This is a genomic window from Dysgonomonas sp. HGC4 (genome assembly GCF_001261715.1).
GTDB lineage: Bacteria > Bacteroidota > Bacteroidia > Bacteroidales > Dysgonomonadaceae > Dysgonomonas_A.
Genome location: NZ_CVRU01000052.1, coordinates 1 through 11,687, shown reverse-complemented (window position 1 = coordinate 11,687; position 11,687 = coordinate 1). Strand labels below are relative to the sequence as shown.

Here is an 11,687-nt window from a genome sequence, read left to right as displayed (position 1 = left end):
TATTATAAAATACTTCAAGAATGTCTGGATTATTACTTAATTTTATAAATTGTATAAATGTTACGGTTATTATCTGAAAGAAATAATAAATAAAACATGTCTAAACTATTAACCTCATTCCATTTGAAAGGTATTACTTTAAAAAATAGAGTAGTAATGTCACCAATGTGTCAATATTCGGCAGAAGATGGTTTTGCTAATGATTGGCATTTTATCCATTATGGAAGTCGTGCTGTAGGTGGGTGTGGAACTATAATACAAGAAGCTACGGCTATATCTCCCGAAGGACGTATTAGTCATGGCGATTTAGGTATTTGGAAAGATGAGCATATTGAAAAATTGACTCAAATTGTAAATTTCGTTGAAAAAAGCGGAGCTGTTGCTGGTATTCAACTTGCTCATGCCGGTAGAAAGGCTAGTTGTGCTTTACCTCAGCATGGAGGAAAACAATTGATTGAGGGGCCTAATAGCTGGGCTACGGTTTCTGCTTCAGGTATTCCTTTTGAAGCGAATGAGAATCCTCCGATAGCTTTATCTAAGGAAGGTATAGAGGCTGTAATCGAGGATTTTAAAAATGCAGCCTTAAGGTCTTTAAAGGCTGGTTATAGGATTTTAGAGATTCATGCTGCTCATGGATATTTGATTCATCAGTTTCTATCTCCATTGAGTAATCATAGAACAGATGAATATGGAGGGAGTTTTGAAAATAGAACAAGATTCCTTCTGGAAATTGTTGATGCTTTAATTTCTTTATTGGGTGAAAAGCATTCTCTGTGGGTACGTATCTCTGCTACCGATTGGGTTGAAGGAGGATGGAGTATTGAAGATTCTGTGGAATTATCGAAGTTGCTAAAAGAGAAAGGTGTAGATGTGGTAGATGTATCAACAGGAGGTAATATCGCTCATGCTAAAATTCCGGTGGGTCCTTCCTATCAAGTACCTTTTTCAAAACGAATAAAACGAGAGACTGGAATTATTACGGGAGCTGTAGGACTTATTACTGATGCGAAGCAAGCTGAAAATTTATTGAATGCGAGCAAATGTGACTTGATATTCTTAGGTCGCGAATTGTTACGTAATCCTCAGTTTGTTCTTAATGCAGCTAAGGAGTTGGGCGATACTGTTGCTAATTATCCAGTGCAATATCTTAGAGGATATAAATAAGAGTTGTAATATATCTTAGAGTTATTATAAAATAAAAAAGGTAATCCAATTTGGATTACCTTTTTTGTATGCTGTATCAAAATGTCGAATTACTCAGCACTTTCAGCAGCAGGAGCTTCAGGAGCTTCCTCTACTTCAACAGCAGCAGGAGCTTCTTTCTCAGCTTTTGCAGCAGCAGCTTCAGCTCTTTTTTGAGCTACAGCTTCAGCTTTAGCTTTGTTTACAGCTTGTTCTGCTTCGAAACGCGCTTTAATTTCAGCATTTGCTTTTTCTGCATGTTTGTTTTTTACAGATTCAGTAGCTTTATCTTTGTTTGCTTTCCATGCTTCAAATTTAGTTTCAGCATCAGCAACAGAGAATGCACCTTTAGTTACTCCACCTAGTAAGTGTTTCTTCATAAGAACACCTTCTTCAGATAGGAGATTACGTACTGTATCAGTTGGTTGTGCACCAACTTGTAGCCAATACAAAGCTCTGTCAAAGTTTAACGTAACTGTAGCAGGATTAGTGTTTGGGTTGTATGAACCAACTTTCTCAATAAATTTACCATCACGTGGTGCTCTGCTATCTGCAATAATGATTTGATAAAAAGGATAGTCTTTACGTCCTCTTCTTTGTAAACGGATCTTTGTAGCCATTTCTTAAAGTAATTTTTAATTAGTACATAATTATTTATTAGCGGGTGCAAATATAAGGATAAGTTTTGTATTTATTGACTGTTACTCAATATATTTCTATTTATCTGTTTTAGATATACCTATTGACAGGTATAATTTATAATAGTCTCGTTCATTGAAAATTATTTATTATTCAAAAAATTACGAGCTGCTTCTATCATTGTATCAACTCCTCTTTGCATATCAGAGTAGCTCATATCTACAGATATATCAGGTTCTATTCCAAATTCAATATGTTCTTTATTTGCATTTACCATAGGTGAAGAAGAAAAACGAAGAGACCAACCATTTGGTAATTCCGAAGAAAAAGGTAAACCGCTTCCTCCTCCGGTTTTATCACCCATAATAGTAACATTAGGCGCATAGCTCATTGCATTTACAAAATCATTAGAGGAACTGTAACATCTTCTATTGGTTAAAACGACTACCTTTTTTTGATATCTAAGTCGATTCGATGGCTCTATGTAGCGGGCATACGGATTCGAAAAATCATTATGTCCTTTCCCTGTTTTATGCATAATATAGCCTACTAACGTTTTATCATTAAAGAAACGTGCAGCAATTTTGTCAGCATTGCTTAGAAGTCCTCCTCCATTGTCTCGTATGTCTAGGATTATACCGTTACAAATTGACATACGGTTTATGATTTGATCAAGATTACCTTCTCCAATACCACTGGAGAAACTCCCATAATATATATATCCAATGTTATCTTCCAGTATTTTATATTTCATGCCGGAGGCAATTGAATAGTCAGTTCCAAGATAATTCTTTTGGATTTTCTCATCAAAATTATCGGGATAGTCTTCAAACCACTTCCAGTACCTTGCAACATTATGAGTGGCAATAAGATTTACGTGACCATCTTGTAACTCAGCTAACATTTCGCCCATTACATCAAAAAAGGCATCATTACTCATGTTTTCACTGATACGGTCAGAGTATCGTGTATGAACCTCATCCCAATCTATATTCTTATATTCAAAGAAACAATACTTTTCATCCAGAGTTTTCCATAGAAGCTCAAAATTATCTCGTTTTGAATTATTGTATTCATCTTCATGAAAACATGATGACAAAAGAGTTACTAGAAATAAGCAAATAATGGATAATGTATACTTCATTACTTAATTATGTATTGTTTTTTCAAATTTATAAATTCTATTTTGTATTTCTTGCATATAGGTGAGAAATGGTTTGTATTTTGTAAAGAGCAAGTTTAATATTTAAAGCTGTATCCTTTATGGAAGTTGTAGCTGGCGAAGATCATCAAATGAATATCTGAAATAATTAAGGTCTAAATCTCCTACAATTCCATTTAATTCACCTTTGTGAGAAAATTGCCATATAACCCAATTTTTTATATCGTCATTTGGTTCTTTATTTAAGCTACTTATCCATATTGGATTGTTAGGGAAAGAATTATTAATATATAATTTGTAGCAATCAATATTGGTGTAAATAACAGGATGGAAACCGTAATATTCATAGAGCTCATTTTCCATAATAGAAAGTTCTTTTATGACATTCTTCACAAAAGAAGGATCTTTACTATATGGGTTTGCTGGAGAATGTTCTACATCAATAGCTGGAATTAGATCTCCAGATTTACATTTGGCAACACGAATAAAATGTTTAGCTTGCTCTCTTCCTGAAACTCCGAAATTGTAAAAGTGGTATGAGCCCGTTTTTATATTATTTTCTTTTGCTAATTTGTAGTTATAGATATAATTACGGTCATCGTGAGTTATACCCTCGGTAGCTTTTAAATAAGTGAATGTAATATTTTGCCTTTTTACTTCTGCCCAGTCAAGTATTGGATTATGATGTGATACATCTATTCCTTTAACTTGGTATTTATTGCTTTCTTTAAATGTATTTGCTGCTACACTTTTTTTATAGAAGTGGTATCCAAGAGCAAGTAGTAATACAATTAAAGTCGACACTATTGTGATCGACTTTAATTTATTTGTTTTATTCTTCTTACTAGACTTTTTTGCCATCTTTTATTCAAACAAGATTGCTTCTGAAAGAAGTTTACCTGTTTTATCTTTTCCTGAGAGAAGTATTTCTTCTTCAGCTATCCCCCAATTTATACCTATTGTAGGGTCGCTCCATATAATTGAAGCTTCATGGTTTGGAGCATAAATATTATCAACCTTATATGTAAATATGGCAATCTCACTCAATACTACAAAGCCATGGGCGAAGCCTCTAGGTACAAATAATTGTTTTTTGTTTTCTGCAGTTAGTTCCACTGCTACATATTTTCCAAAAGTAGGAGAGGATTTGCGTATATCCACAGCTACATCCAATACACTTCCTTCTATAACTCTAACTAACTTAGCTTGAGCATGCTCTCCTGTTTGATAATGTAAACCTCTAAGGACACCTCTTGATGATTTTGACTCATTATCTTGAATGAAATTTGTTACACCAATGAATTTGTTAAATTCTACTTGCTTAAATGATTCCATGAAATAACCACGGTCATCGTTAAATACATTAGGTTCTATTACCCAAACTCCTTTTACGTTTTGTTCTATAAACTTCATATTCCTATAATAAACTCAAAATGTATTTACCATATGCTGTTTTATCTAATTTTTGCCCTAATGTTTCCAACTGGTTATCGCTTATCCAGCCATTACGCCAAGCTATTTCCTCTATACAAGCTATATAAAAGCCTTGTCTACTTTGAATTGTTTCAACAAAATTTCCAGCTTCCAATAAGCTGTCACAATTGCCTGTATCCAGCCATGCAAAGCCTCGCCCAAAGAGTTCAACTTGGAGTATTCCCTCAGATTGATATACTTTATTCAGATCTGTAATTTCATATTCACCCCTAGCTGATGGCTTTAAGTTTCTTGCTTTTTCAGAAACAGTATTATCATAGAAATAAAGCCCAGGAACAGCATAATTAGACTTCGGAGTTTCTGGTTTTTCTTCTAGAGAAAGAACTTTTCCATTTTCATCAAATTCTACTACCCCATATGCTCTAGGATCTTTTACATAATACCCAAAAATGCATGCTCCTTTATTTATAGATGCAGCACGTTTTAACATAGTGGAAAATCCTTGCCCATAAAACATATTATCACCAAGAATAAGACACCCAGGTTCTCCATTTAAAAAATCTGCACCAAGTACAAAAGCTTGGGCTAATCCATCTGGCTTTTCTTGCACAATATATTCAAAATGCATCCCTAATTCGTCTCCACTTCCCAATAAATCTTGGAACATGGGTAAATCACGAGGTGTTGATATTATTAATATCTCTTTAATCCCCGCCAGCATAAGAGTTGAAAGAGGATAATAAATCATTGGTTTGTCATACACCGGCATTATCTGCTTTGAGATTGCCTTTGATAAAGGATAAAGTCTTGTAGCACTTCCTCCGGCAAGAATGATTCCTTTCATGCTTATTTCTTTTAAATATTGTAGCAAAGATACTATTTTGTAGTATACAAAAAAATAGATGTAAAATGGGCAAGGTTCGAATATGTTAAATAAAAAACATATATTTGAGTAATTAGTTATATTAAAATCAAAAAAATGGACATTAAGAACACTGAAAATAATGAGAACACTAAATTAAATGAATTAGGTGATGGTATTTGTGAAGAACAGCAATCAGAGACTTCATTTTCAATCAATCAATTATTTAAAGATGCAGGCAAGCAGAGTTTAAAAGCTCTAAAGTGGTTTATTATTGTATTGATTTCTTTTGGTTTGCCGAATATTATTTTCTTTATATTATCTCTTTTTAAATATGGAAGTAAGCCTTTTGCTGAATCAAGCTTATGTATATTTGGCGTATTACTTATAGGACTTCTCTCTATTTTTTTATCATTATACATTACTTATAAGTATTTATTAATAGATACACTAAGTATAGCATATAAATATTTGACTCCTCTATTTAAAAAAGTCTGTGTGAAAATTATTGATAAAGTAATATCTGGAGGAAACAAGTTAATCGGAAAACGAGATATTGAAAAAATGTTGAATGTAGGGAGTCTTATGATTGAAGTTTATGGAAAGCAACTACCTAGTTATGTAAGAAAATCAGTAATATTTATTTTGAGCCAAGTCCCTTTTAGCGATTTCTTATTTAATATGCAGGATGATCTGAGAAGTGGAAGAAAAGATAGTAAAACTTTAAGTGAGATGCTCTACTTTCAATTAGATGAATATATTGTCAATACTTTTTTTAGAGGTAATTCCATGAAATGGATGTTATGGTTTTTACCACTAAACATAATTATACAAGTGCTATTTATTATTTTCATAAAATAAAGGCAATGGTAGCTCCAATTGCTAAAAATAAAAAAGGACTTCAATATTGAAGTCCTTTTTTATTTTTATTTATACGGGTATCTTTTCAATACGTCTTATATGACGTCCTCCCTCAAAAGGAGTATTAAAAAATGCTACCACAATATTGTAAGCTTCTTCGTTAGAAACATAACGTCCTGGTATGACTAATACATTGGCATCATTATGTGCTCGGGTCAGTTTTGCAATTTCGGGATTCCAGCATAATACCGATCTAATACCCTGATGTTTATTCAAAGTAATATTAATACCGTTACCAGTTCCACATATTCCAATTCCCGGATAGCACTCTCCCTTTTCAATAGCAATAGCCATCGGATGTGCAAAATCTGGATAGTCACAACTTTCAGAAGTATAAGTTCCAAAATCTTTATACGCTATACCTTTCTCTTCGAAAAGAGAAATAAGGTAAGATTTTAGTTCAAATCCAGCATGGTCGCTACAGAGACCAACAGGCTTCTCTGATTGAGAGAATAATGATTGCGATTGTGTAGTAGTCATTTTTATGGACTTTTATTTTTTCAAATATTCTTTTACTTGTTTGTATACATTGTCAGCAGTAAAACCTAGCTTCTCATCGAGCACTGTATAAGGTGCAGAGAATCCAAAAGTTTCAAGTCCCCATACTTTCCCATTATCACCAACTAAGCCAAGAAGATTTACAGGTAGACCAGCAGTCAGACCAAATATTTTCTTACCAGAAGGAATAACAGAATCTTGATATTCTTTATTTTGATTTCTAAACAATCCTTCCGAAGGTACAGATACAATTCTTGATTTTATACCATCAGCTTCTAATAGTTTAGAACCTTCTACTAAAGTTGCAACCTCAGAACCCGAAGCTAAAAGAATTACATCATAATTGTCATGATCCGTAACTACATAAGCTCCTTTAGCCGCTTGAAGTGCTTCATCATAGCGAGAAGCTTTAGCTGGAAGATCTTTTATATTCTGACGAGAGAAAATCAATCCAGTAGGAGTAGAAGTGTTTTCCATTGCAAGTTTCCATGCAACAGTAGTTTCTACAGCATCTGCAGGACGAAGTACTAACATAGAATTTTGGTTGTGGTGATTTTTTAATTTTTCCATCAATCGTATTTGTGCTTCTTGTTCCACAGGCTCATGAGTAGGACCATCTTCACCTACACGGAATGCATCGTGTGTCCAAATAAATTTGACAGGTTGTTGCATTATGGCTGCCATACGAATAGCTGGCTTCATGTAATCAGAGAATACAAAGAATGTAGCACAAGCTGCGATAAGACCTCCATGTAAGCTTATTCCTATTGATATACAAGCCATAGTTAATTCGCTAACACCTGCTTGTAGGAATGCTCCTGAAAAATCGTTTTTCTTAAAGCTTGTTGTATATTTTAAGAAACCATCTGTTTTATCAGAGTTCGATAAATCGGCAGATGAAACGATCATGTTTTCTACATTTTGAGCTAATACTGACAATACAGCAGCAGAAGCAGCACGAGAGGCAATGTTATTTTTTTGTTCGATTCCAGCCCAATCAATTTGAGGAACTTCTCCTGCAAACCAACGTTTCATTTTATCAGCTAATTGAGGGTTTTCTTTCGCCCATTTAGCTTTTTGCTCGTTATGTTTAGCTACAATTTCCTTTAATTCTTTTGCTCGCTTTGCATATAGTTCCTTAGCCTCAGGAAATATTTGAAATGGATCTTTACAATCTCCACCCAAATTAGCTATAGATTTATCAAAACAAGCACCACTTTCGCCTAGAGGCATACCGTGAGTAGCAGTTTGTCCTTCAAAGCTTGAGTTATCTTCTTTAACGGCTCCTTTACCCATAATAGTATGACCTACTATAAGGGTTGGTTTTGATTTTTCTTGTTTAGCCAGAGTTAAAGCTGATCTTATCTCAGCTGCGTCATTTCCATTGATAGAAATAACATTCCATCCCCAAGCATTATATTTTGCTACAACATCCTCAGATGTAACCTCAGATGTTTTTGTAGATAATTGTATTCCGTTTGAATCATAGAACATGATTAAGTTATCTAGTCCTAGGTTTCCCGCAATACGACCTGCACCTTGAGATATTTCTTCTTGAATACCACCGTCTGAAATAAATGAATATATAGTATGATCCATTTGTTCTCCAAAACGAGATTTCAAAAATTTAGCAGCAATTGCAGCACCTACGGCAAATGTATGACCTTGACCTAATGGACCCGAAGTGTTTTCTACACCATGATCTAAATCTAGTTCTGGGTGACCTGGTGTAATACTTCCCCATTGACGAAATTGTTTTAAATCGTCTAATGTATATTTACCTGCCAATGTTAATGTTGAATACAACATTGGAGACATGTGTCCGGGATCTAGGAAAAAACGATCTCTGTTTTCCCAACGTGGATTTTCTGGATCATAAACCAGAAATTCAGAAAATAAAACATTGATAAAATCGGCTCCACCCATTGCTCCTCCAGGATGTCCGGATTTTGCTTTTTCAACCATCGATGCAGCTAGAATACGGATATTATCCGCAGATTTGTTAAGAACTTTTATATCATTCATGGTAAATTAATATATCATTATTTCGTTTCCTACAAAAGTAAGAAAAAATAGGATAGATTAGAAATATAGTTCTACCCATTTTATTGATTATATATAAATGCTATCTATAGAAAAGCGAAAGCCCACTTGTTTTGTATATATCAAGTGGGCTTTCATTGTAAATTATAATAAGTTTATTCCACTGGAATATCTGTATTAACATTTTTAGAACCGATCAAAGCGTAATATAATAAGTATATTAAGCCCATGATAATTACCCAATAGCTATTGATGAATCCGAATGAATCCGCTACAACTCCTTGGATAAGAGGTAATATGCCTCCACCACAAACCATTACCATAAAAATACCTGAAGCTGTTGCTGTGTATTTTCCTAGACCTTCTACTGCAAGGTTGAAAATACCACCCCACATAATAGAAGTACAAAGTCCACAAAGGATAAAGAACATAACACCAATAGGCACTTCAGCTAGACCAAAAGAAATATCTGATTGGAATACAGGCATACTTACTGTTGTTTCAGTAGAACTGAAAACTGCCAATAGGATAAATGCTAATCCAAGAGATGAAGCAAAGGTAAGCATTGCTTTACTTGAAAATTTAGAAGCTACAGAAGCTCCAACAAAACGACCGATAAGCATTAAGAACCAATAAGTACCAACTACTGTTCCTGCAACGGTTTTATTTATACCTAATCCTCCATCATCTACGCCAGATGTCATAAATAAGTTTGTGAAGTTAGGAATACCTACTTCAATACCTACATATACGAAGATAGCTATAGTACCGAATATAAAGTGACGGAATGATAAAGCACTGTATTTTTCTTTTACAACCTCTTTTGTTTTAGTAACTAAGTGTGGTTCTGGAATGTCCATTAAGAACAATACGATAAATGCTACTGCGAAAATCCCCATAGCTATAAATAGAGCAGGGTTTGCATCTTTAATTGATGGGCTAACAGCATTTCCAATAAGATATCCTATTAATACAGGAACTATTGTTGCACTAAGAGAATTAAAAGTTCCTCCAATTTGAATTAATTGGTTTCCTTTTTTACCTCCACCTCCAAGAGTATTCAACATAGGGTTCACTACTGTATTTAGCATACACATAGAAAAACCAGAAACAAAAGCACCGATAAGGTACACTAAGAAACTACCTGCAACACCCGAAAGGAATTGTATTCCTACTCCTGTGAAACCGATAACAATAGCTAATAAAGCTGTTTTCTTATATCCTATTTTCTGTAATAACAGACCTGCAGGGATACCCATAAATAGGTATGCAATAAAGTTGGCAGCATTACCCAGCTGTGACATAAAGTTGGATGCACCAAATTGGTCTTTTACGATGACACCCATTGGGTTTGGAAGCCCTGTTACGAAAGAGATCATTGCAAAGAGAGCAATCATCATCGCAATAGGCAACGCATAATTTTTTTTCTCGGAAGAAGTTGTAGAACTCATAGTTTTTGTTATTTATATAGTTATCTAGTTATTATTTATATTTATTTTCGAGTTGAAAATTTAAATACAGTTTTACTTTCAAATTTATCTTCGGGTTTTAGTATTATAGATGGATACTCAGGGTTGTGTATGCTGTCAGGGTAATGTTGTGTTTCGAAGCATACTGCACTTTGAGCAGGATAACGCTGTCCGTTTTTACCAACAAAGTTGCCTGTCATCCAGTTGCCAGTATATAATTGTACACCAGGTTGATCTGTATAAACAATCATTTCAATACCAGTTTTTGGAGAATAGCATTCTAATGCCTGAACATACTCAGTCGCATCTTTTTTATTTAGAATATAGGTATGGTCATATCCTCTAGCCCATACTAACTGATCTGTTTTCTCATTGATATTCAAGTCTATCTCATGAGGAGTGCTGAAATCCATAGGAGTACCTTCCACTTTCTCAGGTTTTCCGTAGGGTATAGCAGTTTCATCTGTAGGTAGGTAATAATCGGCATTAATCCTTAGGACGTGATCTCCTACATTGGCATCTCCTGCTCCTGAAAGATTAAAATATGCATGATTTGTTAAATTCAATATAGTAGTTTTATCAGTAGTTGCTTCATATTTAATCTCTACTGAATCGTCATTGTTTAACGTGTAAGTGACTGTTACCGATAAGTTTCCAGGGAAACCTTCTTCTCCATCTTTAGATAAATAAGAGAGAGCCAGCGTTTGGTGGTCAATCTGTTTAACATCCCAAACAACAGAATTAAATCCTTTTAGCCCACCATGTAGACTATTAGGTCCATTATTGATAGCTAAAGTATATTCTTTTCCTTCAAGCGTAAATTTTCCTTTTGCGATACGGTTTCCTGTTCTCCCGCAAATTGCGCCGAAATAAGGTTCTTCCGAATTGATAAATTCATCGATTGAATTATGCCCAGTTACTATATCTATCAATGTTCCTGTATTGTCAGGTACCATTAAAGATACTATTCTGGCTCCGTAATTGGATATTGTAAGTTCTGATCCTTGTGTATTCTGAAGTATGAAAAGTGAGGTGTGTTTTCCATCAACAACTTTCTCAAAATTTGCACATAACAAACCCGACTTAGTTGTTTCTATACGATTATTCATGCTTATTAGTTTTAAAATTATATTACAGAATAAAGACCTGCTTTCGTACGTAAAATTATTATGACTATCTTTCTATACCTAAAAAAAATAGGTGTTCTAAAACATATATTTAAAACTTGCATGTTGTTGTAAATGCCAAATATATTTCAATCAGAATAACATCTATAAACACAATTTCTAAATCTTTATAGAGTATTCAAAAAACAGATTTAATATATTAAGTATACATTTGCATCTAAGTTCATAGTAAATGTACAAATAATATTTTAAAATGAATAAATATTTCTTTATTGCGGCCTTTTTTTTAGTGAGCTTTGTTTCTTCGGCTCAAACCTACGAAGAAATGGTTGCAAAATCTCTCGATTATC

Annotated in this window: 11 protein-coding genes; 2 read left to right on the top strand and 9 right to left on the bottom strand. The window is 34.0% G+C overall.

The genetic code is table 11. The annotated features are described in order from the left end of the window. The first annotated feature begins 96 nt into the window (after positions 1 to 96). Positions 97 to 1,164: an NADH:flavin oxidoreductase/NADH oxidase gene (locus HGC4_RS04650; RefSeq protein ID WP_050708963.1), complete on the top strand. Its 1,068-nt coding sequence runs from the start codon at positions 97 to 99 to the stop codon at positions 1,162 to 1,164. 89 nt (positions 1,165 to 1,253) lie between these two features. Here HGC4_RS04650 and HGC4_RS04645 read toward each other — a convergent pair whose 3' ends face one another. The 5 genes from HGC4_RS04645 to rfbA all read right to left on the bottom strand — a co-directional run bounded on the left by HGC4_RS04645 (position 1,254) and on the right by rfbA (position 5,261). Next, complete coding sequence (locus tag HGC4_RS04645; protein ID WP_050708962.1) at positions 1,254 to 1,802, bottom strand: 30S ribosomal protein S16; 549 nt, start codon at positions 1,800 to 1,802, stop codon at positions 1,254 to 1,256. Positions 1,803 to 1,963: 161 nt separating this feature from the next. Continuing rightward, complete coding sequence (locus HGC4_RS04640; protein ID WP_050708961.1) at positions 1,964 to 2,965, bottom strand: S41 family peptidase; 1,002 nt, start codon at positions 2,963 to 2,965, stop codon at positions 1,964 to 1,966. A gap of 117 nt (positions 2,966 to 3,082) precedes the next feature. After that, complete coding sequence (locus HGC4_RS04635; protein ID WP_050708960.1) at positions 3,083 to 3,844, bottom strand: glycoside hydrolase family 25 protein; 762 nt, start codon at positions 3,842 to 3,844, stop codon at positions 3,083 to 3,085. A 3-nt stretch (positions 3,845 to 3,847) separates the two neighbouring features. Further along, complete coding sequence (gene rfbC, locus HGC4_RS04630) at positions 3,848 to 4,396, bottom strand: dTDP-4-dehydrorhamnose 3,5-epimerase (protein WP_050708959.1); 549 nt, start codon at positions 4,394 to 4,396, stop codon at positions 3,848 to 3,850. Positions 4,397 to 4,400: 4 nt separating this feature from the next. Beyond that, positions 4,401 to 5,261 carry a glucose-1-phosphate thymidylyltransferase RfbA gene (rfbA, locus tag HGC4_RS04625; protein ID WP_050708958.1) on the bottom strand — a complete coding sequence of 287 codons (861 nt, stop codon included), beginning with the start codon at positions 5,259 to 5,261 and terminating at the stop codon, positions 4,401 to 4,403. Positions 5,262 to 5,396: 135 nt separating this feature from the next. On the opposite strand from rfbA, the gene HGC4_RS04620 reads away from it, so the two are divergent. Further along, positions 5,397 to 6,140, top strand: coding sequence for a hypothetical protein (locus HGC4_RS04620; RefSeq protein WP_050708957.1), 744 nt, complete (start codon positions 5,397 to 5,399; stop codon positions 6,138 to 6,140). Between the two features lie 69 nt (positions 6,141 to 6,209). Here the strand turns inward: HGC4_RS04620 and rpiB are convergent, their stop codons facing one another. From rpiB to HGC4_RS04600, 4 genes are all read right to left on the bottom strand, one after another. Further along, a complete protein-coding gene (gene rpiB / locus HGC4_RS04615; protein WP_050708956.1) occupies positions 6,210 to 6,680 on the bottom strand; it encodes a ribose 5-phosphate isomerase B in 471 nt (156 codons plus the stop codon). A gap of 12 nt (positions 6,681 to 6,692) precedes the next feature. Beyond that, positions 6,693 to 8,723: a transketolase family protein gene (locus HGC4_RS04610; RefSeq protein WP_050708955.1), complete on the bottom strand. Its 2,031-nt coding sequence runs from the start codon at positions 8,721 to 8,723 to the stop codon at positions 6,693 to 6,695. A gap of 173 nt (positions 8,724 to 8,896) precedes the next feature. Further along, on the bottom strand, positions 8,897 to 10,192 hold the full coding sequence (locus HGC4_RS04605) for an MFS transporter (protein ID WP_050708954.1): 1,296 nt from the start codon (positions 10,190 to 10,192) through the stop codon (positions 8,897 to 8,899). Positions 10,193 to 10,233: 41 nt separating this feature from the next. Then, a complete protein-coding gene (locus HGC4_RS04600; RefSeq protein ID WP_050708953.1) occupies positions 10,234 to 11,319 on the bottom strand; it encodes an aldose epimerase family protein in 1,086 nt (361 codons plus the stop codon). Between the last annotated feature and the right edge of the window lie 368 nt (positions 11,320 to 11,687).